Here is a 26,694-nt window from a genome sequence, read left to right as displayed (position 1 = left end):
GGATCCTTGCCGCTTTTCCAGGACATCATTTCACCCACTTTGCTCTGTTGAGGGGTACCCTGGCCAAGGGGTGGCACTTCACAACAAGCGACAAATCGCTGAAATTCGTTTTCTTTTTTAAGCGAATTTACGGGTGTTGTCCCTGCGGGAAGGCATCAAAATAGGGCATAGGGCAATGGAAAGTGCGGCTTGTCGCCCTGTGAGAGCTGCAGCCGGGGCTTTGGATCCCTTCTGCCCTGAAGTTTTGCCGCTCATTGCTTCGTCTCTCTAACCAGCACCACTAGCGCAGGAGAACTTGTCATGGCAGTTGAGAAAGTGAACTCTTCTTCCAGCTTGGCCGAAGTGATCGATCGCATCTTGGACAAAGGTATCGTTGTCGATGCCTGGGTGCGGGTTTCTTTGGTTGGGATCGAGCTGTTGGCCATTGAAGCCCGCGTCGTTGTGGCTTCTGTGGAAACCTACCTGAAGTACGCTGAGGCTGTGGGTCTGACGGCTACTGCTGCTGCTCCTGCCGTCTAAATCTGCCTAACCAAAATCACTCAACCAAGGAAAGTGCCCACAACCCTCTCGCCTTGAGCATCGCAATGGTTGGATGAGTTATGCTCTCTGGGCGGAGGCGTAGGAAGCTAGCCGTCGGAAAGCGAGGCAGGGATCCACCGCCGGTCTCTGCCTTGCTTCTGCGGGTTTTGTTCGAGGATTGAGTCTTGCAGCCGCACTGAGCTACAGGTTGGCAGTGCCATCGAGTTGGGAACAGGCAGAGAAGCTGTATCCACCCAAGCATTGAACACGACGTAAGGGATTGAACACCATGAGTTTGCAGGAACAATGGGCCATAGCTCGCAGCCGGCGGGTGACTCAAAACCGAAGTTTGTTAAGCCGATCCCGGCAGCAGCGCCTAGAGCAGCACCAAGCCCTGATGGTTGAGCTGGGGCAGCGCCGCCAGCAACGACAAGAAGCAATACGGCACCAGACGGAGCAAACCCGCAGCCAATTGCAGAAACTGAGGCAGGAGCGGGCTGTGAGGCGATCCCTGGACGAATGCTCCCGTTCGGAAGCGGCGGCTCAGCGGGCCAAGTCGGTGGCAGAGAGTCTGGCTCGCCTGGAGCAGGAACGAGCTGCTCAATTGGAAGTCAGCCGGCAGCAATTGCAGGCTTTCCGGGCTAACTTGACTGCGGCTGTGGAGCATTTGCTGAGCACCTATACGCAGGCTCGGCAGGCGATGGCCGACAAAACTCAGCAAGCGCGGCAGTCTTTTTGCGCCGATTTGCGGCAGTGGGTACAGGCTCTCCGGCAAATGGCTCGACAGGAGCTGGCTCAGATGGCCCAGGAACAACAAGCTCAGGCGCAGGCCCTACGGAGATCCCTGGCCACTTTCCGGGCGGAGTTGCATAAGCAGGTGTGGGGCAATGGGATCCCTGACCTCATCCCAGAACCTGAAGTCTCCACTTCCAGTGCAAGCTCTAACAGTGCCGTTGCGACTGCCGGTGAGACTGCTTCCGACTCAACGCCTGTAGCCGAAGGTCAAACCCCGGTGGAGCCGTCCGCCCCGGTCTCTGTTTCCCAACCCCCAGGGGGTTTGACAACGCTCGAACCCCCTGAAGTTCCGCCTACTGTTGAGAAACAGGTGGATCCCATCCTTGACTATGTCAACAAGTATGTGAGTGATCTACAAGCGCAGGATCCCAACCTGACCCTGCTGCAGGTGATCGGGGATCGGGAACGGGTGCGGGATTTGTTGGCCCGCGGCGCGGTGGATCTGGGGTTGGATCCCTCGGAAATCTTGGCTACGCTGCGGCGCATGGTGTCGGGGACGGTCGCAGTTTAGTTGTGCCGAGCGCAGGAAGAACATCCGGGCTATAGTCAAGGCAAAGGAGTCTAGGGCAGCAAAGAGGTTGAGTATCTCCATGGCCACGGTTCTGCAGGCGCGTCCCCGCCAGTTCGTGAACACCCCCTACATTGAGCGGATTACCCGCCGCGCTTTGCGCTATTTGCAATCGGGCTTTGCGGTGCATTTGCGGGGGCCTTCGGGTACGGGCAAAACCACTTTGGCGATGCATCTGGCCAGCCTGCTGGGCCGCCCCATCATGCTGATCTATGGGGATGACCGCTTCGATTCTTCCGACCTCATCGGGGGGCGCACCGGTTTTACCCATCGGCGGGTGGTGGACAACTTCATTCACTCGGTGGTGAAGACGGAGGAGGATGTGCAGCAGCGCTGGGTGGATGCCCGCCTCACCTTGGCTTGCCGAGAGGGGTTTACCCTCATCTACGACGAGTTCAATCGCTCCCGCCCTGAGGCCAACAATGCTCTCCTGAGTGCCTTGGAGGAGAGGCTGCTGGTGTTGCCGCCGGACAGCAACCGCTCGGAATATCTGCGGGTGCATCCCCAGTTCCGGGCCATTTTTACCTCTAACCCGGAGGAATATACCGGGGTTCACAGGGCCCAAGATGCGCTGCTGGATCGGATGATCACCATCGATATGGGGGAGCCGGACATCGAGACCGAAAAGGAGATTCTCACCTCGCGAATAGGCTTATCCGGCCCCGACGCCCTCAAGATCGTCCACATTGTGCGGGCTTTTCGCCGCAAGTTGGATCTGACGCGCCACCCCAGCCTGCGCAGTTGTTTGATGATCGGGCGCATTGTCAAGGAACATGAGCTGGCAGTTAGCAAAGAGAATGCCGATTTTCGCGCTTTGTGTGCGGATGTGCTGTTGCCGCGAGCCGGCAAGCGCTATGAAGAGGGATCCCAGTTGCTGAATTATCTGCTAGACCAACTGCCTGGCTGAGTCTTTTGCCTGTTGGTACGCTTTGGAGGTCGATTAACCCTGTGCCGATTAGCTCTCAACCCTTGACCACGGCTACTCACGGCTCCTCGCTGGCCGATGTGTTGGAGCGGGTACTGGATAAGGGCATTGTGATCGCCGGAGACATCACCGTTTCGGTGGGCAATGTGGAGTTGCTGAATGTGCGCATTCGCCTGCTGATTTCTTCGGTGGATAAGGCCAAGGAGATCGGCATCAATTGGTGGGAATCGGATCCCTACCTCAACAGCCAGGCGCGGGAGCTGCTGGAAGCCAACCGACAGCTCATGCAGCGCGTTGCCGAATTGGAAAGACAGCTTGCCCAAGCTCTGCCCCAGGGGAGAAAGGGAACGGATCAGTAGGCTGCCCCGCCATTATGACCAGGATTGAGAAGCTAGACTGGCTGCTGGGGTGGTTTGACGGGGTGATGGGGCATGACTTTGGAGATAACGCTTGACCGGAAGAGTTGGAAGCGGCTGAAGACACTGGGCTGGGCTGTGGGTGTGGTGCTGGCCCTTGGGATCCCGGCTTGGGGTCAGAATCCCCGTGCCATCAGCATCAGCGCTGATGTGCAGGAGGCCAACGCCAACACAGGGGTTTTTACGGCCATTGGCAATGTCACCCTCAGTTTTCCTGCCGAGCGGCTTACGGCCCGCGCTCAAAGAGCTGTGTATTACAGCCAGGAGCAACGCATTGAGCTGGAGGGCCAGGTCATCATCAACCAAGGGGAGAATCAGTTGCAAGCGGAGAAAGTCATTTACCACATCGACAAGGGCACCATCCAGGCAGTGCCATCGGCAGGGCGGCAAGTGGAGTCCATCTACGTTTTGCCGGAGCCCAGCTCAAGTCCTTAGCTGATCCCCACACTTTTTTCCAGCAGCACGGACTCAGCCAACACGGCTATACCGTGATTTCGTCACCGATCATCCCAGCCTGCAGGGTTTCCCTCACCCCCAACCCCTCTCTCAAAAGGAGAGGGGAGCCAGGGACAGACATAACAAATCGTTTCATTGCTGTTTGAAATGACTACATTTGAAATGACTACACATGGGGCAGCGCTGGAAACGAGCTCGGGGAATGTCGGCTTAGATCCGTTTAGGATGTAGTAATTCATTTAGGATGTAGTAGTTCGGGCGGCAGACTTTTTCCCTGACTCTGAATCAAAGGATGGCTGATGGATGTTCGGGATCCGAGTTCCTCACCCCTGGCAACGAGAGGCACAGGTCACTCCAGAAGAGATGTTTTTCAGCCGGCGGCAATTTCTAGCGCAACTGGGATCCGTTGGGGTGGGAGCCAGTTTTTCTATTTTTGGGTTTGGCAGCAGGGGATCCGCTCCCTCGGTAGAACGAGAGCTGACGGGGATCCCACTCAACCCCCACTTTTCGGATGTGGGCAGGCCCGTCACCGAGGAGATTGTAGCTGCTCGTTACAACAACTTTTACGAGTTTGGCTCCGGAAAGCGCGTCTGGCGGGCTGCACAGGCTTTGCCCACGGATCCCTGGACTGTCGAGATTACCGGGCTGGTGCGGCATCCTCAGCGGTTGGGCCTGGAAGATCTGTTTAACTTCCCCCTCGAAGAGCGCATCTATCGCTTTCGCTGTGTGGAAGCCTGGGCGATGGTGGTGCCGTGGTTGGGCTTTCCGATGCGGCTGTTGCTGGAACGGGTGGATCCTTTGCCGACGGCTCGATTTGTCCGCTTCACTTCCTTTTACGATCCGGAAATTATGCCTGGCCCAATCTGGCCCCCCAACTTGCCTTGGCCCTACACGGAAGGGTTGCGGATCGAGGAAATGGCCAACGAGTTGGCCTTTTTTGCCCTCGGCGTTTATGGCAAGCCGTTGCCCAAACAGCACGGAGCGCCAATTCGCATGGTAGTTCCCTGGAAGTATGGCTTTAAGGGGGGAAAATCCATCGTCAAAATCGAGTTTTTGGCCCGTCAACCCTCCACGTTTTGGAATACCCTCGCCCCTGAGGAGTATGGATTTGAGGCCAATGTGGATCCTAGGGTGCCCCACCCCCGCTGGTCACAGGAGCAGGAAGTCTTGATCGGTTTCGGATCCCGTTCCCAGTGGCAAATCGTTCCCACCTTGCCCTACAACGGGTACGGAGAGTATGTTGCCCACTTATATGGCTGAACTTATATGCCTGAAGACGCCCACGAAAGGATTCGAACCTCCGACACCTGGGACCGGAACCCAGTGCTCTAGTCCACTGAGCTACGTGGGCAATGCAACTGCATTAACCATCATATCTGCTGACTTTCAGTTCTGCCAAGGGGGCAAAGCTGCGGCGGTGCTGCGGGGTGGGCCCCAAGTTCTGCAACGCCAGTCGGTGCTCCCGCGTGCCATAGCCAGCGTTGGTGCGCCAGCCGTAGCCGGGGTACTGCCGATCCCAGCTCTGCATCAAGGCATCTCGCCAGACTTTGGCCACAACTGAAGCAGCGGCAATGGAGAGGCTGATTTGATCCCCCTTGACCAGCGCCGTTTGCCGGGATCCCAGCTCGGCCAGCGGCAATCCATCCACCAAAATGTGGTCGATGGGATCTAACTCGGCCAAAGCCCGCTGCATGGCCAGCACCGTGGCCCGTCGAATGTTGAGCCGGTCGATCTCAGCAGCAGAGGCACTGCCAATACCCACGGCCAGGGCCACCTGCCGAATCCGTTCCGCCCATTGAGCGCGTTGCTGCGGACGCAGTTGTTTGGAATCCCTCACTCCCTCCAGTGCTTTGGGATCCATCTGGGCGGGCAAAATCACCGCCGCTGCCACTACCGGCCCGGCCAGGGCCCCCCGCCCCACCTCATCCACCCCCGCCACTCGCAGGATCCCTTGCTGCCAAAGGGATCCCTCCCAAACCAAACTGGGCTTTGTTCGCATTGCCATATCCCCATGCCTGCCCCTGAGCTTGGGAGCGGCGGCTAACTGCTGCGGGAGCGCCGTCGCCTGGAGGCTGCTGGAGATTGCTGGGCAGGGCTGATCCCCAGTTCCGCCGCTGGCTCGGCCAAGCTGCTCTGCACGGCTGACGGGAACGATTCAGCAGAGGAGATTTCGGGTTCCGAGGGTTCGGGTGGAGAAACGGTATCCAGCGGCTCCTTCTCCTGCAAGGCATCCGGTTCGGGCGCCAACTCCTCCGCCTGAGAAGTTGCCTCAGTCTCCACCTCTGGGCTACTTTCCACCTCGACAGTTCCCGGCAGAACCACCCTAACCGCCGTGTCTCGGCCCCAAGGCGGCGGCTGGTCAAGGAGCAACAGCGGCGACAGCCCCAGCTCCGAGTAGACCCGTTGTTGCAGCGGGGTCATCTCCACGGTGACCGTTTGCCGTACCGGGGCCGGACGGCCTTCTGAGGACTCCGTCCCGCTGGCGCGAACGGTGCGGGCTGGGGGAGCGTGGTCTTTGCGTGCGGTGGATTCTGCCTCTTCCCCACGGCCAGAACGGCGGGGCTCTCGACGCTTTGGGTCTGCTCCGCCCCCTGCCGGTTGCAAGAGATCGTCCCCAAGCGGCTCCGGGGTTTCCTCGTCTGCAGGAGTATCTGGGCTCCGCGTAACGAGGCGCTGGCCGGTGCGGGGATCCCCCCAGTCTTCGCGGGGACGCTTGCGTCCCGTTTCAACCCGTGGCTCTTCCTCCAGATCGTCTGAAGTCGTAAAGGGATCCGGGCTGGGGCGTCGTTGTCCGGGGGCAGATCGCGACCGCCGCAGCAGCGCACGGCTATCGCCTCGAGACAGCCCATCGCTTCCCACTCGCAGGCGCGCCCGTTGGGAGTTGCCATCGCGGGGCAGGATCGGGCCGGCGTCTTCCTCATCCCCTTCTTCCACCTCGGTGGGCAGCGTTACCGTCAGGCCGCTTTCTATCGTCAAGAGATGTCCCGGCTCGGCCCCCGGCAAGCGGGCCAGGATCCCCAGCCCCTCACAGGTAGGGCAAGAATGGCCGAAGATCTCATAAAGGCTTTGCCCCTGCCGTTTGCGGGTGAGCTCCACCAGCCCCAATTCCGACAGTTGGGCCACCTGTGGGCGGGCTTTGTCGCTGGAGAGAGCCTTATTAAAATGCTCCAGAACCAGCAACTGGTCGCGGCGGGAATCCATATCGATAAAATCCACCACGATCACACCGGCAATATTGCGTAGCCTCAATTGGCGGGCGATCTCGGTAGCCGCCTCACAGTTTGTCCACAGCACCGTCTCGCGAGAGGTAGCCGATTGGGTGAAGGAGCCCGAGTTGACATCGATCACCGTCAGGGCCTCGGTGGGCTCGATGATGATGTAGCCGCCAGAGGGCAAATCCACCCGCGGACGCAGCGCCTGACGAATAACCGCGTTGACCCGAAAATACTCCAGAATGGGGGTGGGCTCGCGGTGGGCATCGACAACGACACCGGGGGGCATTTGGCCCTTGTTCCAACCTTGCAGATAGCTACGGACTCGCTTCGCTCCCGCCGCAGAGTCGGTTACAATGCGGTTCACATCGTCGGAGTAAACATCCCGCAGCACCCGCTGAATAAAGTCGTCATCCCGGTTGAGTAGCCCCGGCCCCCGTGCCGCCTGATACTGCTGTTGAATATCTTCCCAGAGTTTCTTCAATTGCTCCAGGTCGTCGATCATCGCTTCTTCAGACACACCCTCCGCTTCGGTGCGCACCAGCAGGCCCATCTGCGGGGGCTTAATCAAAATGGCCAGGGATTTCAAACGGTTGCGTTCTTCCCGATCCTCGATGCGGCGGGACAGATGAACGCCTTTGCCATAGGGTCGCAGCACCAAGTACCGCCCCGGAAAGGCCAAATCTCCGGTAAGCCTTGGCCCTTTGTTGCCGGTGGGCTCTTTCATCACCTGAACCAGCACCTTTTGCTGCGGCAAGACCAGCTCAGAAATGGAAGCATGGCTCCGCTTGAGGCGCAGCGGGCCGAGGTCGGTGACGTGAATAAATCCATTGCGTTCTGCAGGGCCAATGTTGACGAAAGCGGCATCAATACTGGGCAGAACGTTCTCGATGATTCCGACGTAAACGTCTCCCACTTGGTGAGCGCCGCTGGCGACGATCAGCTCTTGCACTTGATCTTCGGCGAAGACGGCTGCCACGCGATGTTGCTCGGCAATGACAATCTGCCTGGGCATCAACCTTCCTCCCCGCCCCAAGGGCACGCGGTTACGGATTGAACCCTCGTTCTGGCGAGGTGTTGTTCTTTTGCCGGGATCCGCTTAAGTTTCTTTGACCAGGATTGACTCATCATGGGGGTGTCCATTACCCTCAGCTCTGCTTTGACGCTTGGCTTTGTTTGCTCTCCAATGGGTGAGGCGAGTTATGTAAACTGCCCAATGCTGGCCTTGGTGGGTACAGCAGGGGGCTTCTGCTGTGGGGATAAAAGCTCATCGGATGAGATGAATGGATGGGGTGAGGTTTGCATGGAGATTATTGAATAGGCTCAGAAAGCAAGACGGCTCCGCTCCGGGAGATTGGAGGCTGGCCCATCGCAGAGCCCCAGTTGTGCGGCCTAGCCCGAGTCCACAACAAGGCAGGGTTTGCACGGGGAAAGAAGCACCTTCTCAGGGTAAGATTGAGATCTGGGCTAGGTCGAAGGGGCACACCTTTTTGTTGCGCCTATCGACTCGACCCCATCACGCCTGTTACCTGCCCTGGGTACTGAGTTAAGAGTGTCTCCATTCCAAAATCCGGCCCAGCTTTTGCCTGCTGCTCACCCCGCCTTTGGTCAAGTTGATGCCTGGCGAGCCCCACAGCGACAGGAGCCAGCAATAGCAGCATTATAGCGCTTGTGGGATCCTTCAGCCTAGATGGCCGCTTGGCCATCGGATCCCTTGGGTTTAGCCGCTCTCGTGGGAAGTCCTCAATCTTGATCGGAGAGGGGGTTCTCCCACAACAGACGCAGCCGCTTTGCCGTCTGCAATGTCCAGCGGGGCAACCCCAATGACTCGGCCATTTGAACCAGATGGGTGGGCCTCAGGTAGGCGCCGTCGTTGCGGCAACTGCCCCGGTAAAGGAGGCGGGCACTGCCCTCAGGGGTCAAGCCCTGAAACTCTAGGTAGTACAGCAGGGCGCGGGCATTGAAGGGAGAGGAGTTGCCGGACTTAGAGGTTTTTTCAATCCAGATTTCCTGCGCATCCAGAATCTGGGTAACCCAGGCGGGCCAAGAGGACTCCATCCCGCTGACGCAAATGGCTTTGGGCAACTCGCAGCTCACCGTAAGCTGATATTCGGCGGCGTAAACGGCTTCGGTGGCAGAGGGATCCCGCAGGCCAATTTCTTGGACAGCTTGAATGGGGATCTCGAGGGGCAGTTGTTCGGCCAGAAGAGCCCGCAGTTCGGCGGCGGTGAAGGGATCCCCAGGGCGGGCCAGGAGTTCCAGATCCAGGATTTCGCCATAGCCTTCCTGGCCGATGGGCAGGGCATTGGCGTTGGCCAAGCGGGGCATGGGGTGGTAGCCGCCGCTGAAGGCCAGAGGCAACCCTGCTCGCCGACAGGCTCGTTCCCACAAACGCATCAGATCCAGGTGGCCCAGCCAGCGCAGATCCCCGGTTTTGCCGTAGGTGATGCGAAAGCGCTGGGCAGGTGGCTCCGGCTCCAGGGGATCGGGGGTGGGGGCGGGTTGGCTCTGCAGGGGTGGGACGCGTGGGGGCGGGATGACGATGTTGTGGCCGAAGCCGGGGCCGCAAATGCCGCAGGCGGAACAGCCCTCGAAGGAGCAGTCTTCCACAGTGAGGGCTTCCAGGGCGCGGCGGTAGTCTTTTTGCAGCCATTTCTTGTCAATGCCGGTATCGATGTGATCCCAGGGCAAGGGATCCTCCAGGCCCAATTCCCGGATGGGGAGATGGGCGCAGAGGGCGACCGGATCGGCGGCAGGATCCACCTCTTCGCCGCAGTAGGCCCTCACCCAGGCAGCATAGGCGGTGTCGATGCTTTCCCACCAGGCGTCCATGCCGGCCCCAGCCCGCCAGGCCCGCTCGATCATCTGTCCCAGGGAGCGATCCCCTTTGCCAATAAAGTCTTCCAGGATGCTGAAGCGGATATCGGTGAAGTGGGCCTTGACGCCCCGCAGCCGCCGCAGCTCTTTCTGCAGCAGGGTTTGCTTGCGCTGCACGTCGGCGTAGTCCACCCGGTGCCACTGGAAGGGGGTGTGGGGCTTGGGGGTGAAGTTGGAGAGGGTGAGGGTAAACTCCACCCGCTTGCGACCCAGGGCTGCACATTCTCGCTGCAGCATCTCGACGGTGCGGGCGATCCCCAGGACATCGGCGTCGGTCTCGCCGGGCAGGCCAATCATGAAGTAGAGCTTAATTTTGTCCCAGCCCTCTTGGGCAGCGGTGCGAATGCCGCGAATCAAGTCGGCATCAGTAAGGCCCTTGTTGATGATGTCCCGCAGCCTTTGGGTGCCAGCTTCGGGGGCAAAGGTGAGGCCGGAGCGGCGGGATCCCTTCATGATGGCGGCAATTTGCTCATCAAAGCGATCCACCCGCTGGCTGGGCAGGGAAAGGGCAATGTGTTCTCTGAGGAGACGGTTGTGCAGCTCCGCTCCCACCGCCGGCAGGGAAAGGTAGTCGGAGCAACTGAGAGAAGAGAGGGAAAATTCGTTGTAACCTGTTCTCCGCAAGCCCTGCACCACAGCCTCCACCACTGCTTCCGGATCCACATCCCGCGCTGGGCGGGTAAGCATTCCCGGCTGGCAAAATCGGCAGCCCCGTGTGCAGCCCCGCCGCACTTCCATCACCAGGCGGTCGTGGACGGTTTCCACCAAAGGCACCAGGCCGACGGAGTATTGGGGTTGAGGCAGGGCCACCCGACGGCGGACGCGCTCCGGCACCCCAGGCACAATGGGTCGAGGCGGGATCCCTTCGTAAAACTGGGGCACGTACACCCCCGGCACCTGCGCCAGCTCCAGCAAGACCTCTCGGCGGGGCTTGGACAGGGATCCGGCCAGCACTTGGCCAATTTCCGGCAGCACCTCTTCCCCATCTCCGAAGACGAAGAAATCGAAAAAGTCGGCAAAGGGCTCCGGGTTGGAAGTGGCGGTTGGCCCACCGGCAAAGATCAGAGGGCACTCTTCCGGGGTGAAGGGTTGCCGTTCCGACCACCTGAGCGGGATCCCGGCCAGATCCAGCATCTCCAGAATGTTGGTGCCCCCCAGCTCGTAGGCCAGGCTGAAGCCGATGATGTGAAAGGCGCGCAGAGGGCGGCGGGACTCCACGGCAAACAGCGGGATCCCCAACTGCCGCAGGCGGGCAGCCAGATCCGGGCCTGGCAAGTAGGTGCGGTCACACAGTTGATCCGGCTGAGCGTTGAGGATGTTGTAGAGGATGAGGTGGCCCAGGTTGGAAGCTCCCACCTCGTACAGCTCTGGATAGCTCAGCACCCAACGCACCCGCGCCGAATCCCAAGGACGGTGGACGGCACCGAACTCTTTGCCCAAGTAGCGGGCCGGCCGCTGAATCTCAGGGGTAAGCAGGCGATCCAGATCGATGGGACTCAGATGCGGTTCAGTTGCAGCCAGAGAGAGCATGGGGATCCGCCGAGACGTTAATACAGCCACTGATCTGACTCTAGCCGAACTCTTCGAGCAGACCCAACCCAAGGGAAAGCGCTTTGCCTCGCGCTTTGCCTCTCTAAGTTTGCAGGTTACCGGTAGGCGAAACAACCATACTTGCAATGTCGTGAAGTCTGTTCAACCGGGAAAACTCTGCGGCGGACGCTGCAAGGCCAGCGCCAACTGTTCGTACTCTGCCAAATGGTTGTAGACCTGAGCCGAGATGCGTACCCAAAGCTGCCCGGCGAAGGGGATGATCGGAACCTCAATGCGGTACGTGTGCCACAGGTAATCGTGCAGGCGACGGGCGCGCTCCCCAAGAGGCAGCTCAGGGATCCCCTGTTGCCAGAAGGGCGGCAAGGGTAGGGTGGCCATAAAGCCCAACATTTCTTCAGGGGCGGGCGGGATCCCTTCAAGAGTCTCCAAAAGCAACTGCCGCGCCTGGAGCAGCAGAGTGTGGTTGTGCTGACGGATATTGTCTAGCCCCACCTCCTGGATAAACGCCAGGGCTGCTGAAACGGCCAACCAAGCGCTGGGATCCCGTGTGCCCACCCAGTCGAACTCGGCTGTGAACCCTTGCCCAAAGCCGTGGGAGATCACCGTAGGATGGGTTTGGGCCTGTCGGTGGGGGGCCACCCACAAAAAAGCACAGCCTTTCGGGGCAAACAGCCACTTGTGGGCATTGCCGGTGTACCAATCGGCCCCCAGCCTTTCCAACTCCAAGGGGAGAACCCCAGGGGCATGGGCGCCATCCACCAAAACTGGGATCCCGCGCTCCCGACAGAGGCCGATCAGCTCAGGCAGTGGGTAGATCAGAGCTGTGGGCGAGGTGAGGTGATCCAAGACTGCCAAACGGGTTTGGGGGGTGAGGATAGTCTCGAAGGCGGCGATAACCTGCTCCGGCCCTGCAATGGGAAAAGGGATCTGCGCCTCAACCGGGATGGCTCCCCACTGGGCATAGACATACTGTAGCGCCTGACAAACAGCCCCGTAGCCGTGGTTGGTGCAGGCGATCTGATCCCCTGGCCGGAACCGCAGCGAGCGCAAAACGGCATTCACCCCGCTGGTGGCATTTTCCACAAACACCAGATTTTCAGGTTCAGCGCCGACAAAATAGGCCAGTTCTGCTGCCGCCGCCCGCAAGGCTCGAGGAAGTTCCTCTCCCATAAACTGCACCGGCTGAGCCTCAAGGCGTTCCCGCCATACACTCTGGGCCTGCAACACCTTTTTCGGGGTCGCGCCGTAGGAGCCGTGATTCAAAAAAACGGCTTGCGGATCCAGTCCCCACAAGGAGCGTTCGCAAAGTGGCGCACAAGCACTGAGGGCAGCGCCAAAGTGGGGAGAATCGGATCCCAGGTTGGAGAAGAAAGGCATGGTTCACTCCCTCTGTCCCTGGACGATGCAGGAAAAAGATGGGGGAATTGCTGCGATCTGTGTGAGGGGTTTGCTCAGAAATCCGAAGATATCAACACCTATCAACACCGCTGATGTGGAGACCAATGGCATCTCGACTGAATGTCAGAACCTAAGGCTCTTTGAGACGGATTCTCTTAGGTTGATCTATTGGCCGTCACCCAATTCTGGGCCGAGATCCGAGATAGGGGCAATTTTGCTGAGCTTGATTTTAGGGTTGCTGGCAGCAAATTGCTGTAAAGTCCACTCGTTCTTAAACAGAAGAACGGGCCTGTCTTGAATGTCTTTAACAACTAGGGTGTTAAACAAGCTGGGAATATTCTCCAGCGCCTTCCAGCCATTCTCGACCCAGCGAGCCAGTGTGTAGGGCAACATCTCCAGTCGGGTTTCGACGTTGTATTCACTTTCAAGGCGATACTGCAAAACCTCAAACTGCAACTGGCCCACCGCTGCCACAATCGGATCCCGTTTGGAATCGTCGATAGAGTACATGATTTGTACAGCCCCTTCTTCCCGCAGTTCCGCTACCCCCTTCTGGAACTGCTTAAACTTGGAAGGATTGGGATTCTTCAAGTAGGCAAACAGCTCAGGAGAAAAGCTGGGGATCCCGGCGTAGCGCAATTTCGGGCCGGTGTAGATAGTATCTCCAATCGTGAAGATGCCGGGATTATTCAGGCCGATCACATCCCCAGGGTAAGCTTCGTCGATAGAGATGCGCTCTTGAGCAAACAATTTCTGGGGATAGGATAGACGGATCGAACGATTGAGTCGGGCATGGTTGACCACCATATCCTTCTCGAACTTGCCGGAGCAGATGCGTACAAAAGCGACGCGATCCCGATGGCGGGGATCCATGTTGGCCTGCAGCTTAAAGACAAAGCCCGTAAACTCAGGATGTTCGGGCGGGATTAGCCCAGCAGTGCTCTCGTGAGGCATTGGCGGTAAGGAATACTCCAAAAATGCATTGAGGAAAAGCTCCACCCCAAAATTGGTCATGGCACTGCCGAAAAAGACCGGGGTTTGTTTGCCAGAATGCACCTGTTTTAGATCCAAGGTGGGCATGAGACCATCCAGCAGTTCCAGCTCTTCCTTGAATTGGTAATACAAGTCCTTGTCGATCAACTCCTCAATTTGCGGATCCCCAAGTTTAATGACGGTATCTTGAACTTTTAGCCGCCCCCCAGATACCCGCTCAAAGAAATGAAACTCCTGAGTTCGGCGGTCAAATAGCGCAGTAAACCGCTCGCCTGAGCCAATTGGCCAGTTGACAGGATAGGGCTTGAGGCCCAGTTCTGTCTCAATTTCATCCATCAGCTCCAAGGGATCCCGGCTTGGGCGATCCATCTTGTTGATAAAGGTAAAAATCGGTAGTCCCCGCATCTGACACACTTCAAACAGCTTGCGGGTCTGGGTTTCCAACCCTTTGCCGGCATCTTCCAGCATCACAGCATTGTCAGCCGCTGCCAGGGTGCGATAGGTATCTTCGCTGAAGTCTTGGTGGCCGGGAGTATCGAGCAGGTTGAGACGAATGTTGCGGTAATCAAATTGCAGGACGGTAGAGGTGATGGAAATACCCCGCTGCTTTTCCAGTTCCATCCAGTCGGAAGTGGCCCGCTTTTGCGCCCGACGGGCCTTCACAGCTCCCGCTTCTTGAATAGCCCCCCCGTACAACAGCAGCTTTTCGGTGAGGGTGGTCTTCCCCGCATCGGGATGGGAAATAATGGCAAAGGTGCGCCGTTGCTCTACAGCTTTGGCCAAATCAAGTTCTTTCATCAACTGTTGCCGCTCCACTACAACCTGGTCGCCTTAAAGAAGATTCCGCCGCGATGTTGTCCCCTAAAGGATGGGAGAAATACGGAGAAGGAAAAAATAGAAAATCAGTGGGAAATACGCTTGAGAATAATGAGGTTGGGTTGCCGCCAGGTAGCGAGGGGGAGAGAGCACAGGCCGAAAAGCGCGAAAAGCCAACAGAACCATTTTGACCCTAGCACAGGAACAGGGATCCCTGTTGTCTGGCATACTGGCGGAGATCTTGAGGGGGAATTTCCCAGGCCAACCGGCCAGAACTCAAAGCAGATGCTGCTCGTTGTTGTTGCGCAACGCTGACGTGAAGAGCAGTTGCTCAATCGTGGCAATGGTGAAGTTTTGGCTGATCACCAGCCGCTCGACGCGAATGCGGTGGGCTTGCAGGAGGCAATCTTGCTGCAAGGGCTTGGGCAATTGTTCCCAATGATCCAGCAAGACTTCCAGCAAAATCTCGCCCGGTAGGCCGGTGGCGCTTTCCAGGGATCCCAGCTTTTCTACCCTCTCGGCAGACCATTTGAGGGTAAGCTTTTGCAGGCCCAGTTGTGCATCCAGAGCTTCACGGGGATCCGACTGGGCACCCTGCCCATTGGGGGTGCCATTGCGGCGAACCCCATTGTCGGTGCAAGCAGTAGCAGGGGGCAAAAGCTCGGCTGGCTTTTCAGTTGGCAGCGAAGTATTGGCCCATTTGGCCAGACTGACCTGGGGTGGGGAGACAACCCTTTCCACCTCGACCGGAGCGGGCGACAAGTTGGACAAGGGATCCGCATCCCGAGAAGGAGCTTCAGGTGTGGAGAGCACACTGGCCAGGAGAGGCATCCGTCCTGCCTCTGGTGGGGTTGTGGGGCACAGACGGGACGAGGCCGCGAGAGATGGATCGGGCTCAACATCTAATGCCGCAGGGTGAGACAGATCCAGGGAATCCGTCCCCCTGTTGTCCTCTGGACGGTGCGGAGCCTCAACGCCATCGGCAGCCGTAGGCGCAAGTTCCATCGGCTCTGGCTGCTTATTCACCCCCATGCGCGAGAGCAGATCCGCCTTGGTGGGGCCGGTGGGCAATTTTTTTTTGGGAGGCTTCTTGGCAGTAGCCATGTTAGCGGGCCTCCAGCACAGCCTTGAGGATCTCGCGATAAGGTTGGGCCAGGAGATCTTCCCCCGCCTCCGCCAACGACCAGCCCATGCTGTTGGTTTGCTGAACGACCGTACTTTGCCGCACCGGCGTGAAAATGGGGATCCCTTGCATCATTTCCGCCAAGGCTTCCACCGCGGCCCGCGACATTTTGGTGCGGTTGTTGCCCACCCACTGTTCCCGTGTGGGGAGCACCCCCAAAAACTTGGGCACATGAAAATCCAGCTCTTCCAATTCTTTCAACAGCACCAGGGTACTTAGGGCCCCCATCACCCCCTTTTGGGTACATTCCGTCGGCACCACCAGCAGATCGGCGCTGAGAATGCTGTTGTAGGTGAGCAACCCTTTCGAGGGGGGGCTGTCGATGACCAAAAAGTCATACTCCGGCAAAATCGGTCGCAAAGCCCGCTTCAAAAACAGCTCCCGCCCCGGCTCCATCACGATCGCATCCATAGCCCGCGAGAGACTGTAATCGCTGGGGGCCAACCACAGCCGCTCCTGGCGATCCTCATTCAACGGCGGACGGATAATCTCCCGAATGTGAACCCGATCCGCCCCCGGCAAAATCGTCTCGGCAATGGTGGCCGACTCCGACAGATCCGTCCAGCCCATCCACTGGCTCAGGTTGCCCTGTGGGTCAAAGTCAACAGCCAGCGTCTTGCCATGCTCGGCCAGCATGATGGCCAAGTTGAGGGCGGCTGTGGTCTTTCCGGATCCCCCACTCAAACAGGCAACGGTGATGACAAGCGCCGTTCTGCCAGACATGAGTTATCCCCTCGTAGCCCATCCCCTAACACTATAGCTAGGGTTAAGCAATGGTGTTCACACCTCTAATGGGGATTCCGCCACTGGGGATGGCCTGCGGGGATCCATCCGCTCTTTTCAATCCTCAGAGGGAAGACACAAACCGGTGCAGCCGCTGCAGCCCTTTTTCGAGGGTGGTGCGATCGGCAGCATAGGAAAGGCGAATGTAGGAATCTGCCCCAAAGGCTACCCCCGGCACAGCAGCCACGTGGTGTTCCTTGAGCAGCTGCCGGCAAAACTCCACCGAACTTAACCCGGTTTGGCCGATGTTGACAAACACATAAAATGCACCTTCTGGCTCCGGGCAAGTCACCCCCGGCAAGGTGCGGATCCCGTCCAGCATCAGATCTCGCCGCTGCCAGAATTCTTGGCGCATTTTTTCCACAGCTGCTGCCGATAGGGGGCTGGTCAGGGCTTCCAGAGCACCGTACTGGGCGAAGGTGCAGACATTGGAGGTGCTGTGGCTTTGCAGGTTGATGGCTGCCTCAATGATGGGCTTGGGCCCGGCCAAGTAGCCCACCCGCCAGCCGGTCATGGCGTAGGCTTTGGCAAAGCCACTGCTGAGAATCAGGCGCGGCATCAAGTCAGGGCAAAGGGATCCCAGGCTGATGTGGCGGGCTTGTCCATAAACCAGCTTTTCGTAGATCTCGTCGCAGATCACGTACAGATGGGGGGCGGAGAGGATCACCTCTGCCAGAGCTGCCAGCTCGTGCTGGTGGTAAACGGCTCCGGTAGGGTTGGCCGGTGAGTTGAGAATCAGCAGCTTGCTGCGGGGGGTGAGGGCCTGGCGCAATTGCTCGGCGGTGAGCTTGAACCCCTGGGCCTCTTCCGTCTGCACCCGCACAACCTTTGCCCCTGCCAAAGCCGCAATTTCGGGGTAGCTGACCCAGTAGGGAACAGGCAGGATCACTTCATCGCCGGGATCCAGCAGCACCATGGCCAGGTTAAACAGGGTTTGCTTGCCGCCGTTGCTGATCAGGATTTGGTCGTGGCTGAACTCCAGGCCGTTTTCCTGCCGCAGCTTATCGGCCACTGCTTGGCGAAGGGCGGGGATCCCAGCGGTGGGGCCGTAGCGGGTTTTGCCCTCTTCCAGAGCACGGATGGCCGCGGCCCGAATGTGGTCAGGTGTATCGAAATCCGGCTCGCCTGCGCTCAAGCTACACACATCCAGCCCCTCTGCCTGCATGGCTTTAGCCAGAGCCGAAATGGATAGCGTGGGGGAAGGGGATAGATGGGCGACCCGTTGGGACAAGCCGGCAGCAGACACCATCGGTTGGGAAGCTCTTTGGTTTATTTTAAGGTTCTCAAGCAGGGCCAATCTAGATAGCTAGGCTACTGCGGTCAACAGGCGGGTACCATCCACCAACAGCAGTTTGTTGCCCTCTCGCTCTGCCAACAGATCCCAAAACTCGCCCGCCACAGCTCCGGGCAAGAACCCTTCCAAGCGCAATTGCAGAGGAGCAAATTGCTTGGTTCCCTGGGGCTTGCGCCGCACGGTCACCTCAACAAAGCCATCGTGGGGCTCGACAATGCCGCGGATGTTAAAGCCTTCCTCTGTGTCCTCAGGGGCAGGCAAAAACGGTTCTTCTTCCCACTCTGGGTCTTGCTCCTCTTCCGGCAGGGCCAGGATGCGGATGATGCTCAAGCCCAAAGCCCCCCCTGAACGCGGCTGCGGCTGCACATAGTACCAGTAGGTGTGGCCGCTCTCGATGCAGTGGTTGAAGGGGCGAAGAAGCTCGGCGCGTCCGGGAGTAGCCGGATATTCTGCCCCGTCAGAAGCAACCAAAATTGCCTGTGCATAAGCCTTGGGGATCGATCTCAGGGATCCCTTAATCAGGCCCAAAGCGCGGAACTGGTAGGGGTGGGCGGGAGGAGGCAATGGGTTCATGGCGGCCAGATCTTGGAAAGCCAGGGAAGTAGAGTCCATCATCTTATCCTATGGCGATCCTCAGATTGGAATATCCAGGGCTTTCCTCAGCATCGCCTCCAGCTCATCGCCCTGCCGACTTGCGCACCGCGATCAAGCTGCTGGTGGTGCCCAGAAAAACCCCCATCCCCAACAACATCGACGGCAAGAGCCAAAACTCCAGTTGGCTGCGATCTGCCTGCATCACCTTGAGGAAGGGCAAGGCAATCAACTGCTCCAGCAGCTCCTGCAGCAACTGCTGGGATCCCAAGATCAATCCCCAAGCTCCCACTGCGCTGATCACCCCAAACAGGCACCCTTGCAAAATAAAGGGCAAGTAAATCCAGGCTGCCGTCGCCCCCACCAATTGCATCACCTCGATCTCCCGCCGCCGCGCCATGACGATGAGGCGAATGGTGGTGGTGATGACCGCCACCGCTGTCAGGGCCAACACGCCGGTAATGGTCAGGGATCCCAGCCGTAGCATGTCCTGGAGCTGGGCCAGTTGCTCCACAATGCGGTCGCCGTAGTAGACCTCATCCACCCCTTCCAGTTGGCGAATCTGCTCCGCCACTTCCCCCAAGGCTTCGGTGGAATCCGCCTTAACCCGCAGAGCATCCACCAAGGGGTTCTCCCCCAACTGGGTTTCCATGGCCGCCTCGTCTTGGATCCCCATTTCCAGCAAAAGGTTGCGCCAAGCCTGGTCTTTGGTGATGACCTTCACCTCGGCCACATGAGGCAGTTGGGCGACCTGAGGTTGCAGCTCCACCCCCTGCCGTTCCGGCTCCAGGTAGACGGAGATCTCCAGTTGTCCTCCCAGCGACTGCACCGTGGCATCCACGCCCCAGGACAGCTCAACGCCGATCCCCACCAAGAACAGCAACACCAGCAGGGTGCTCACAGCGGCCCAGTTCAGCCAGCCCCCCCGCCGCAACCCCAAAAAAGTCTCCTGTAGGAGATAGCGGATTTTATTGAGAAATCGGGAGAGAGATTGCATGCTGTTCTCCATCCAACAATCAATGGGCTCAGACCCTTGCCCCCTGGAGCTCAACAGAGCCTGTGGAGAGCAAAATAGGGATCCCGGCAGCCCTCAGCGCAGATCATACAGGCGCCCTCCCTCCATGCGCACCACCCGGTGGCCGGCCCGCTCCACCAGATAGGGGTCATGGCTGGTCATGATGACGGTCACCCCAAAGGAATTGAGCCGCTCCAAAATCTGGAGAACCAAGAGCGAGTTTTCCGGATCCAGATTCCCCGTCGGCTCGTCCGCCAGCAGCAGCACCGGCATGTTGACAATGGCCCGGGCCAGGCTAAGGCGCTGCTGTTCCCCCCCCGAAAGCTCATGGGGAAAGTGATCTCGCTTTTCGGTCAGCCCCACCATCTTTAGGGTCGGCCCGATGCGACGGCGGATTTCTGCGGGGGACAGCCCTTGGGCGCGCAGCACGAAGGCCACATTTTCTGCCAGGGTGCGGTTGGCCAAAAGGCGATAATCTTGGAAAACCACCCCCAAGCGCCGCCGCAACATGGCCAGCGGACGCGGTGGGATGCGGTAGGGTCGCCGCCGCCCTTCAGAAGAAAAGAGACAGACTTGATCGACGATGACCGTGCCCTCGGTGGCCTGTTCCGCCCCGTAGAGTAGCCGCAGCAGGGTGGACTTGCCCGCCCCGGAGACCCCAGTTACGAACACAAACTCGCCGCGGCGCACCTCCAAGTTCACATCCTGAAAAATTAAGTTGCCGTTGGGAAAGACCTTGCTCACGCCCCGCAAGGACACCATGCTGGCCGGGGCTTGCAGGGATCCGGATTGGGTGCTGCTGTAAAAGCCCAGGGTGGCCTCTGGATGGGCTGGGGCAGGGGGATGAGGGGTCGGAGCCGTACCCGCCCAACGGTGTAAGCGAGGAGGATAGCCGATGTGCTGACCGATCATCATGGCAAGCGCCTACAGAGAGAAGAACGAGGGAGCGCCGGCAGACTAGGGGCGCAAACGAGAAGAGGGATCCCACAGCACTCGCCAGACAAAGCTGGGCAGAGCTAACATGCGTCGCCAGCGCCAGGGTTCCTGATAGAGACGATACAACCATTCCAGGTGATGGTCACGCCACCAACGGGGCGCTCGCCGTTTTTGGCCGGCCCAAATGTCCAAGCTGCCCCCCACCCCCATCCAGATGGCTTGGGGCAAAAGGGGACGCCACTTTTGGATCCACAGCTCCTGGCGCGGGGATCCCAGCCCCACCCACACCAGTTGCGGTCGAAATTCCTGGAGAGCTTGCAGAAGCTCTTTTTCTTCGTTGCCAGAAAAGTAGCCGTGGTAGCCCCAAATGGTCAAACCAGAAAACTGGGCTTGCCAATGTCGAACCGCCGCCCGGTTGACTTCCGGCCTTCCCCCCACCAAGGCCAAGCGCCACCCCCGTTCTGCCGCCAACGGGATCAGGGCCTCTGCCAGCTCGATCCCCGGCACCCGCTGGACGCGGATCCCTTGCCGCCGCAAAGCCCACACCACCCCGATGCCGTCGGGGATCACCAGCTCTGCTGCCTGCAGCACCTGGGCAAAGGCGGGATCCCGCTGCGCCTGCATGATCATTTCCGGGTTGCAGGTGACCACTTGAGCGCCCTGCCCCTCCCGGATACGCGCCTCAATCCACGTGGTGTAGCTCTGTAGGCTGGCCTCCGGCAGAGCAATGTGTAAGTTCACGCCCAGAATCGAATGGATGGCTAACGACACTACCGACCGAACGCTTGTCCCCAGTGAAACCCAACTTTCAAAATAGCCCAGCCCAAAAGCTGAGCACACAATCCAAATCTTTTCCCCCAGGCATCCGCCGTGGCATCAGCGGCGTATTCCCATCAGACCAGGCCGAGAGGGAATTGCCCGACCAAGAGCAAGTCCCTGAAGGTTGGTTGCCATCTTTCGAGACAGGAGACTTGAGATGAAGACTGCAAAGACTCCCTTCGCTCTGCCTCAATTGGCCGCCGAATGGGATCCCAGCCCTGCAACCTCCCGCCGCAGCTTGTTGTTGGCTGGTTTGCTGGCGGGCGTAGGTGGAGCAATTGGATTGCGCAGCCTGCCCGGTGCCGCTCAGTCCAACACTGCTGATATTGCCATTCTCAACGCCGCCATCGACTTGGAACAGCAGGCGATCTGGGCCTACAAAACCGCTGCCGGCAAGTTGAGCAACACCGAGGTGGGCAAGATCGTGTTGGAAGTGGCCACCAAGAACCTGAAGGATCACGAGCAGCATCGGGATCTGCTGGCGGGTGCCGTGCGGCAACTGGGAGGGATCCCCTCTCGGGCGCGGGATAGCTACGACCTTTCCACCTACATCGACAACAAAGAAGGCAATCTCGATTCCGATGCCAACATCGCCAAGCTGGCCCTGGCTCTGGAGTTCGATGCGGCCCTAGCCTACAACGATGCCTTTGTCCAGCTTTCCAACAAAGACCTGGTGGCTGCTGCCAGCACCATTGGCCCCAACGAAGTTGCCCATGCCACCGCAATCCGGGCCGTGTTCCACAGCCTTGACCCCAGCATTCTGGTGGTGCCTGCCCCCTTTGTCAGCGCCGAGACTCGGGAGCGCTGGATCCTGAAGGTGTAGAGCTGTTGGTAACCCCTGCCGGCGATGAGGCGATGATCTGCAAAGCCTTCCAACGTCCTCTGTAGGACTTGGGGCTTGGAGATCCAAGTGCTCTGCACTGCTGTCGCAATCGCCTTCTTCTGAGCGCCTCAGCCTTTGTTCTCTTCCTAAACCTGTGTGGAGAAAGTCCTATGCCGATGACGCGGCGGCTGCTGTTGCTGAGTGGACTGGGATCCCTGCTCAATGTGGGGGCTATCTTGGCTGTGGATCGGTGGCGACAAGCCAGCTCTGTTGCGGGGCGAGATCCTGTCGAGGCAACGGCGGAAGCAGAGGTGATCATTCGCGGGTTTCAATACCTGCCCCCGGAGATCATCCTCAAGCGGGGCGGCAAGGTGACCTTCACCAACCTGGATTCCACCCCCCACACGGCTACTCCCATAGAGGGAGCGCAATTCCAAGGAACGGGACGGCTGAGGCGCAACGAGAGCAAAGCAGTGGCTTTCGAAGTGGCCGGCATCCAGGACTATTTCTGCGAGATCCACCCCAGCATGGTGGGCCGTATTGTCGTCGTCGATTAGGTGGAGGCCATGCAAACCCCTCTTCCCTTCTGGAACATTTGTCGGCGGGTGTACCTGGTTTGGGCCATTCTTCTGGGGATGGGGTTCGCCGCCACCCAGTTTCACCAAGAGGCCAACATCAACTGGCTGTGGTTGGTGATTTCCCTGGTTGGCTTGGGCTACATGGTGCGGCAGACTAGCTTGCCGGAGTTTCGAACAGCCGGACTGGCCCATCTCTACTTTGTGGGCTTGGTGTGGACGCTGGTGATTGCCCAGGGCATGATCCTCTCGGTGCTGCCCTTTGTCGGACGTACCCCTTTGGCAGCCTTGGGCCAGTATTTGGGGGTGTTCTGGCTGTGGCAAATGGGGCTGGGCCACTGGCTCAACGGCCTGGTGGATCCGCCGCGTCTCCCCTACTGGATCACCGGTGGGATCCAGATCCTGGCCGGAGTTGCCTGCCTGCTGTGGGGGCTGGAGTGGCAGTTTGCGGTGGCAGGGGGAATCGGGGCTTTGGCCATGCTTTTCTTGATCCCATTGCATTGATTTCACTTCGGGGCCTCACCCAGGTGCACCCGCCAAACTCCACCTCCCACGGCCACCTCATCTCCTGAGCGCAGCTTGCGTCCCCGCCGGGTTTCCACCTCACCATTCACCCGCACTTGCCCCGCTTGGATGAGCTGCTTGGCCTGCCCACCGGTGGGAGCAACCCCCGCCAGCTTGAGGAACTGATCCAGCTTGATCACGGGATCCGCCGCCGGCTGGGGATCCCTTTGAGCAGTCTCCGCCATCACTTCACCCAAATGGTTTTGACATTTACAAATTCCAGGATCCCTTCCCGGCTCAGTTCCCGTCCATACCCTGAGCGTTTGATGCCGCCGAAGGGAAGGCGCGGGTCGGACTTGACCATGCCATTGATGAACACGGATCCCGCCTCCAGCTCCTCCAGCAGGCGCTCTTGTTCCTCTGGATCGGTTGTCCAGGCGCTGGCGCCCAGGCCAAAGGGCGTGTTGTTGGCCAGCTCAATGGCTGCCGACACATCCGGTACGGTGAACAACAGCGCCACCGGCCCGAACACCTCCTGGTGGGCCACCGGATGATCGGGGGGGATGTCGCTCAGGATCGTGGGCGGGTAAAAATTTCCTCCCAAGGGGGATCCGCCGATATGGACTTTGGCTCCTGCTTGCACCAAAGCCTGCACCTGTCCGTCCACCTCTTGCAGGATGCTGGGGGTAGCCAGAGGCCCCACGTCCATTTGCGGATCCAAGGGATCCCCTACCTTGAGCCGGCGAAATCGCTCCGTCATGGCAGCCGTGAAAGGTTCGGCGATAGCCCTGTGTAGGATAAATCGTTTGGCGGCAATGCAGGATTGGCCGTTGTTGATCAGACGGGCCGTGACCGCTGTGGCAACTGCTGCCTCCAGATCGGCGCTGGGCAGCACGATGAAGGGATCGCTCCCTCCCAGTTCCAACACCGTTTTTTTCAGATATTGACCGGCCAAACGGGCCAGGCTGGAGCCGGCGGCTTCGCTCCCGGTGAGGGCGGCCCCCCGCACCCGTTCATCCGCCACCACCTCTGCCACCTGGGCTGCTGTGATCAGCAGGGTTTGAAAGACCCCTGGCGGAAATCCCCCCTCCCGAAAGATCTGCTCTAGGGTCAAAGCCGATTGGGGCACGTTGGAAGCATGTTTGAGCAGAAGGGTATTGCCCGCCATCAGGGCCGGGGCTGCACAGCGAAACACCTGCCAAAAGGGAAAGTTCCAGGGCATCACTGCCAAAATCACCCCCAGCGGCTGGTAGCGGATCCCGCTGCGGCTGGCAAAGTGCTCCGCACCGGTGGCATTCGCGTAAGCGTTGCGTAGCAATATGGAGCGCTCGGCCAAGAACCCTTCTGCCTCCTCGGCATAGTAGCGACAAACCCAAGCGGATTTTTCCACTTCCGCAACGGCAGAGGCCAAGGTTTTGCCCATCTCCAGGCTGATTAGGCGGCCAAACTCCGCTTTGCGCTCCTCCAGGATCCCTGCCACCCGCTTCAGCCAGGCGGATCGCTGAGCAAACGGGATCCGACGATAGCTCTGAAACCGCTCGTGGGCTTGGGCGATACAGCTTTGGATCTGCCCAGCGTCGAAAACGGGGTAGCGAGCCAATTCCTCTCCGGTGGCGGGGTTGATGCTGACCAGGTGCCCCATCTTTTTCCCTCAACGCCTGTTTCTCCACTCTGGCATTTGCGCTCTGCCTGGAATAGTGCTCCGCACTGCTACTGCGTTCGCGTAAGCGTTGCGTAGCAATATGGAAAGATTTGCGGAGTGGGGGACTCAGGGTTGCGGGCTGCCGGTGGTGTTTGTTCGGGATGGCGGGGCGGATCCAGGAGCAGACCAGAACTCGTAGGCTGCTTGCGACAGGCTGGCGATCAGCTCTTCAGCTCTGGGATCGTTGGGGGTTTCTCGCTTCACCCACACCGCCGCCACATAGCGCCGCCCGTTGGGTAAATCCAGGATCCCGGCATCCCCCACCACGGAGCCCAGGGTTCCCGTTTTGTGGGCAATGCGCACCTCTTGGCCCAGATTGGGCCGGAAGTAGGAGAGCCGTTGGGTGCGCCAGAGAATGTCCAGAAAACGGTCGCGGCTGCGGCGGCTGAGCATGCGCCCCTGTTCCACCTGGCTGAGCAGCCAAACCATGTCGCGCGGGCTGCTGGTGTTGGTGCCCTCCAGATCCGGTAGCCACCATGAAATTTGCGTGTGTTGTAGCCCCCACTGCCGAAATTTTTGGTTGAGAGCCTCCTGCCCACCCAGGCGATCGATGATCAGATTGGTGGCGAAGTTGTCGCTGAGGGTGATCATCAGGGTGGCCGCTTCCAAAGCAGAAACCTGGGATCCGAGGGGTCGGGTTTGCAACACACCAGCTCCCCCTCCCTTGAGATCTTCCCGCAGAGTGAGCTGTTCATCCAGCCGCACCTGTCCGGTTTCCACAGCCTGGAAAAAAGCCAAGAGAATGGGGATCTTGATCACGCTGGCGGCAGGAAAAGCCTGATCCGGCCTAACCCCAGCAAAGGCGCCAGTTTCCACCTCCCAGAACAGAGCCCCTGCCGTCAAGCCCGGTTGGTCGGCCAAAGCGGCCAAGCGCTCCTGCAAAGCCGGGATCGCTTCTCCCGGCAGAATGTCACTTGGCAATGCCGACGGGGGAGGATCCCCAAGCTGCGTCGTGGACTGTTCTGTCCGGCCAGCGGTGGTCGATTGCAGCAGTTGCGAGAGGCCCGCCATCGTCAGGCCCAGGATGAGACTTAAGCTTAGTCCCCTGAGCAATACTTGGCCAAGAGATGGAGAACGTCTCAAGCGGCGAGGCCGGGCAGCCCGTTGGCGCAGACGAGCAATGGCTTTCTGGCGAGCAAGACGCAGCGGTTGAGGACGGGAAACCAATAGGGATCCCCTAGGGGCAGGAAGCAGGCGACCAGAACCTGTTTGCGGCTTTGACCCCTCTGGAGGCGGGACGGCGTTCTTGGCAGGTTGTGGAGGGCGGCGGGGATCCCGCGACTTCTCTGGCAAAGGCCCACGGCCCGCTAGCGCGAATGGATCGGTGCCTCTCCTCTCCCTTGCTTTGGTCATGAGAACGGTTGCCTTTTCCCGACAGCGGTGCGGAGTACTAACGCCATGCTCCTAACAGACAATGCTGACCGTTTCACCGACTCAACTTCGGTGAGCTTGGCTTAATTAAACCCACAAATTGACCAACCTGACCTACGATTGCAAAACGCCCATCAAACTGTCATCACTACACTATGCCTCCACGTCCGCGTTAGCAGTGTGGGGCAGTGACGAGATGTACCATCCCCCGGCCCGGCGGCTCAGAACCCCATCCTTGACCACAGGGATCGGTGGCAGCTCCGCACGGTGAACTGAACAAGGCCAGAACAAGCAGCGTGCTGGAGGAAGAGCCAGGTATGCAATGATTCAAGCGGATCTGCATCTAGTGTGGATCAGTTCCGAATGACTCCGTATATAGTATTGGGTGATGCGGGATCCCCACCCAAAATAGGGGCTTTGCCCCTCGACAGAGGTTGAGCAGATGTTCTAACCTTGGCTTCTAGGGTGGCCCAAGAGCGCTCTTCAAGGTAGGTGTGCCGGGGTGTTGTCAGCGATGGCCAACCGGGATCCTAACGCCGAGAGTGTGCCGCATCGCTAGCCTAGGCCCTGTC

The 26,694-nt window shown here is 59.2% G+C and carries 24 protein-coding genes and 1 tRNA gene; 9 read left to right on the top strand and 16 right to left on the bottom strand.

The features are described from left to right. The first annotated feature begins 300 nt into the window (after positions 1-300). The 6 genes from gvpA (at position 301) to msrP (ending at position 4,939) form a co-directional block, all read left to right on the top strand. Complete coding sequence (gvpA, locus tag NW816_RS02650; RefSeq protein ID WP_011429717.1) at positions 301-519, top strand: gas vesicle structural protein GvpA; 219 nt, start codon at positions 301-303, stop codon at positions 517-519. 289 nt (positions 520-808) lie between these two features. Then, positions 809-1,825: a gas vesicle protein GvpC gene (gene gvpC, locus NW816_RS02645; protein WP_011433427.1), complete on the top strand. Its 1,017-nt coding sequence runs from the start codon at positions 809-811 to the stop codon at positions 1,823-1,825. A gap of 79 nt (positions 1,826-1,904) precedes the next feature. After that, positions 1,905-2,789, top strand: coding sequence for a gas vesicle protein GvpN (gvpN, locus tag NW816_RS02640; protein WP_011433426.1), 885 nt, complete (start codon positions 1,905-1,907; stop codon positions 2,787-2,789). 41 nt (positions 2,790-2,830) lie between these two features. Then, positions 2,831-3,166 carry a gas vesicle protein gene (locus NW816_RS02635; RefSeq protein WP_414408153.1) on the top strand — a complete coding sequence of 112 codons (336 nt, stop codon included), beginning with the start codon at positions 2,831-2,833 and terminating at the stop codon, positions 3,164-3,166. A gap of 72 nt (positions 3,167-3,238) precedes the next feature. Continuing rightward, a complete protein-coding gene (locus tag NW816_RS02630; protein WP_414408152.1) occupies positions 3,239-3,658 on the top strand; it encodes an LptA/OstA family protein in 420 nt (139 codons plus the stop codon). A 324-nt stretch (positions 3,659-3,982) separates the two neighbouring features. Beyond that, positions 3,983-4,939, top strand: coding sequence for a protein-methionine-sulfoxide reductase catalytic subunit MsrP (msrP, locus tag NW816_RS02625; protein WP_414408151.1), 957 nt, complete (start codon positions 3,983-3,985; stop codon positions 4,937-4,939). A 17-nt stretch (positions 4,940-4,956) separates the two neighbouring features. Here msrP and NW816_RS02620 read toward each other — a convergent pair. From NW816_RS02620 to NW816_RS02560, 13 genes are all read right to left on the bottom strand, one after another. After that, positions 4,957-5,030 (bottom strand) — tRNA-Arg (locus NW816_RS02620). Between the two features lie 12 nt (positions 5,031-5,042). Next, positions 5,043-5,684, bottom strand: a complete 642-nt coding sequence (locus NW816_RS02615; protein ID WP_414408150.1) for a ribonuclease HII — start codon at positions 5,682-5,684, stop codon at positions 5,043-5,045. A 35-nt stretch (positions 5,685-5,719) separates the two neighbouring features. Further along, entirely contained in the window at positions 5,720-7,906 is a 2,187-nt protein-coding gene (locus tag NW816_RS02610; protein ID WP_414408149.1) for an Rne/Rng family ribonuclease, read from the bottom strand. A gap of 728 nt (positions 7,907-8,634) precedes the next feature. Then, positions 8,635-11,298: a TIGR03960 family B12-binding radical SAM protein gene (locus NW816_RS02605; RefSeq protein WP_414408189.1), complete on the bottom strand. Its 2,664-nt coding sequence runs from the start codon at positions 11,296-11,298 to the stop codon at positions 8,635-8,637. Positions 11,299-11,460: 162 nt separating this feature from the next. Next, positions 11,461-12,696 carry an aminotransferase class V-fold PLP-dependent enzyme gene (locus tag NW816_RS02600; RefSeq protein WP_414408148.1) on the bottom strand — a complete coding sequence of 412 codons (1,236 nt, stop codon included), beginning with the start codon at positions 12,694-12,696 and terminating at the stop codon, positions 11,461-11,463. A 186-nt stretch (positions 12,697-12,882) separates the two neighbouring features. Beyond that, complete coding sequence (locus NW816_RS02595; protein WP_414408147.1) at positions 12,883-14,508, bottom strand: peptide chain release factor 3; 1,626 nt, start codon at positions 14,506-14,508, stop codon at positions 12,883-12,885. Between the two features lie 294 nt (positions 14,509-14,802). Then, the gene (locus tag NW816_RS02590; protein WP_414408146.1) at positions 14,803-15,630 is read right to left on the bottom strand and encodes a hypothetical protein; all 828 of its coding nucleotides are present in this window, start codon (positions 15,628-15,630) and stop codon (positions 14,803-14,805) included. 1 nt (position 15,631) lies between these two features. Beyond that, positions 15,632-16,432, bottom strand: a complete 801-nt coding sequence (locus tag NW816_RS02585; protein WP_414351212.1) for a ParA family protein — start codon at positions 16,430-16,432, stop codon at positions 15,632-15,634. Between the two features lie 124 nt (positions 16,433-16,556). Further along, positions 16,557-17,741 (bottom strand): pyridoxal phosphate-dependent aminotransferase, encoded by a 1,185-nt coding sequence (locus tag NW816_RS02580; protein WP_414408145.1) that lies wholly within the window; start codon positions 17,739-17,741, stop codon positions 16,557-16,559. Positions 17,742-17,798: 57 nt separating this feature from the next. Further along, on the bottom strand, positions 17,799-18,401 hold the full coding sequence (locus NW816_RS02575; RefSeq protein WP_414408144.1) for a hypothetical protein: 603 nt from the start codon (positions 18,399-18,401) through the stop codon (positions 17,799-17,801). A 61-nt stretch (positions 18,402-18,462) separates the two neighbouring features. Beyond that, positions 18,463-19,374: a cell division protein FtsX gene (locus NW816_RS02570; protein WP_414356127.1), complete on the bottom strand. Its 912-nt coding sequence runs from the start codon at positions 19,372-19,374 to the stop codon at positions 18,463-18,465. 93 nt (positions 19,375-19,467) lie between these two features. Further along, a complete protein-coding gene (locus NW816_RS02565) occupies positions 19,468-20,307 on the bottom strand; it encodes a cell division ATP-binding protein FtsE (protein ID WP_414408143.1) in 840 nt (279 codons plus the stop codon). 42 nt (positions 20,308-20,349) lie between these two features. Then, positions 20,350-21,069, bottom strand: coding sequence for a WecB/TagA/CpsF family glycosyltransferase (locus NW816_RS02560; RefSeq protein ID WP_414408142.1), 720 nt, complete (start codon positions 21,067-21,069; stop codon positions 20,350-20,352). A 235-nt stretch (positions 21,070-21,304) separates the two neighbouring features. On the opposite strand from NW816_RS02560, the gene NW816_RS02555 reads away from it, so the two are divergent. The 3 genes from NW816_RS02555 (at position 21,305) to NW816_RS02545 (ending at position 23,049) form a co-directional block, all read left to right on the top strand. Continuing rightward, positions 21,305-21,970 carry a DUF4439 domain-containing protein gene (locus NW816_RS02555; protein ID WP_414408141.1) on the top strand — a complete coding sequence of 222 codons (666 nt, stop codon included), beginning with the start codon at positions 21,305-21,307 and terminating at the stop codon, positions 21,968-21,970. A 170-nt stretch (positions 21,971-22,140) separates the two neighbouring features. Then, positions 22,141-22,527 (top strand): plastocyanin/azurin family copper-binding protein, encoded by a 387-nt coding sequence (locus tag NW816_RS02550; protein ID WP_414408140.1) that lies wholly within the window; start codon positions 22,141-22,143, stop codon positions 22,525-22,527. 9 nt (positions 22,528-22,536) lie between these two features. Next, complete coding sequence (locus tag NW816_RS02545) at positions 22,537-23,049, top strand: hypothetical protein (protein WP_414408139.1); 513 nt, start codon at positions 22,537-22,539, stop codon at positions 23,047-23,049. 2 nt (positions 23,050-23,051) lie between these two features. Here NW816_RS02545 and NW816_RS02540 read toward each other — a convergent pair whose 3' ends face one another. The 3 genes from NW816_RS02540 to NW816_RS02530 all read right to left on the bottom strand — a co-directional run bounded on the left by NW816_RS02540 (position 23,052) and on the right by NW816_RS02530 (position 25,918). Then, positions 23,052-23,294, bottom strand: a complete 243-nt coding sequence (locus NW816_RS02540) for an RNA-binding S4 domain-containing protein (protein WP_414373405.1) — start codon at positions 23,292-23,294, stop codon at positions 23,052-23,054. Continuing rightward, positions 23,294-24,691 carry an NAD-dependent succinate-semialdehyde dehydrogenase gene (locus NW816_RS02535; protein WP_414408138.1) on the bottom strand — a complete coding sequence of 466 codons (1,398 nt, stop codon included), beginning with the start codon at positions 24,689-24,691 and terminating at the stop codon, positions 23,294-23,296. The genes NW816_RS02540 and NW816_RS02535 overlap by 1 nt, the downstream gene beginning before the upstream one ends. A 126-nt stretch (positions 24,692-24,817) precedes the next feature. After that, positions 24,818-25,918: a serine hydrolase gene (locus NW816_RS02530; protein ID WP_414408137.1), complete on the bottom strand. Its 1,101-nt coding sequence runs from the start codon at positions 25,916-25,918 to the stop codon at positions 24,818-24,820. Between the last annotated feature and the right edge of the window lie 776 nt (positions 25,919-26,694).

Source organism: Synechococcus sp. W55.1 (genome assembly GCF_047461655.1).
GTDB lineage: Bacteria > Cyanobacteriota > Cyanobacteriia > Thermostichales > Thermostichaceae > Thermostichus.
This window is presented reverse-complemented; position numbering and strand designations above follow the sequence as displayed.

Coding starts and splice junctions, on each gene's coding strand:
- gvpA (WP_011429717.1), top strand. CDS start 301: ATGGCAGTTGAGAAAGTGAACTCTTCTTCCAGCTTGGCCGAAGTGATC.
- gvpC (WP_011433427.1), top strand. CDS start 809: ATGAGTTTGCAGGAACAATGGGCCATAGCTCGCAGCCGGCGGGTGACT.
- gvpN (WP_011433426.1), top strand. CDS start 1,905: ATGGCCACGGTTCTGCAGGCGCGTCCCCGCCAGTTCGTGAACACCCCC.
- NW816_RS02630 (WP_414408152.1), top strand. CDS start 3,239: ATGACTTTGGAGATAACGCTTGACCGGAAGAGTTGGAAGCGGCTGAAG.
- msrP (WP_414408151.1), top strand. CDS start 3,983: ATGTTCGGGATCCGAGTTCCTCACCCCTGGCAACGAGAGGCACAGGTC.
- NW816_RS02615 (WP_414408150.1), bottom strand. CDS start 5,684: ATGGCAATGCGAACAAAGCCCAGTTTGGTTTGGGAGGGATCCCTTTGG.
- NW816_RS02610 (WP_414408149.1), bottom strand. CDS start 7,906: ATGCCCAGGCAGATTGTCATTGCCGAGCAACATCGCGTGGCAGCCGTC.
- NW816_RS02605 (WP_414408189.1), bottom strand. CDS start 11,298: ATGCTCTCTCTGGCTGCAACTGAACCGCATCTGAGTCCCATCGATCTG.
- NW816_RS02600 (WP_414408148.1), bottom strand. CDS start 12,696: ATGCCTTTCTTCTCCAACCTGGGATCCGATTCTCCCCACTTTGGCGCT.
- NW816_RS02595 (WP_414408147.1), bottom strand. CDS start 14,508: ATGAAAGAACTTGATTTGGCCAAAGCTGTAGAGCAACGGCGCACCTTT.
- NW816_RS02590 (WP_414408146.1), bottom strand. CDS start 15,630: ATGGCTACTGCCAAGAAGCCTCCCAAAAAAAAATTGCCCACCGGCCCC.
- NW816_RS02585 (WP_414351212.1), bottom strand. CDS start 16,432: ATGTCTGGCAGAACGGCGCTTGTCATCACCGTTGCCTGTTTGAGTGGG.
- NW816_RS02580 (WP_414408145.1), bottom strand. CDS start 17,741: ATGGTGTCTGCTGCCGGCTTGTCCCAACGGGTCGCCCATCTATCCCCT.
- NW816_RS02575 (WP_414408144.1), bottom strand. CDS start 18,401: ATGATGGACTCTACTTCCCTGGCTTTCCAAGATCTGGCCGCCATGAAC.
- NW816_RS02570 (WP_414356127.1), bottom strand. CDS start 19,374: ATGCAATCTCTCTCCCGATTTCTCAATAAAATCCGCTATCTCCTACAG.
- NW816_RS02565 (WP_414408143.1), bottom strand. CDS start 20,307: ATGATGATCGGTCAGCACATCGGCTATCCTCCTCGCTTACACCGTTGG.
- NW816_RS02555 (WP_414408141.1), top strand. CDS start 21,305: ATGAAGACTGCAAAGACTCCCTTCGCTCTGCCTCAATTGGCCGCCGAA.
- NW816_RS02550 (WP_414408140.1), top strand. CDS start 22,141: ATGCCGATGACGCGGCGGCTGCTGTTGCTGAGTGGACTGGGATCCCTG.
- NW816_RS02545 (WP_414408139.1), top strand. CDS start 22,537: ATGCAAACCCCTCTTCCCTTCTGGAACATTTGTCGGCGGGTGTACCTG.
- NW816_RS02540 (WP_414373405.1), bottom strand. CDS start 23,294: ATGGCGGAGACTGCTCAAAGGGATCCCCAGCCGGCGGCGGATCCCGTG.
- NW816_RS02535 (WP_414408138.1), bottom strand. CDS start 24,691: ATGGGGCACCTGGTCAGCATCAACCCCGCCACCGGAGAGGAATTGGCT.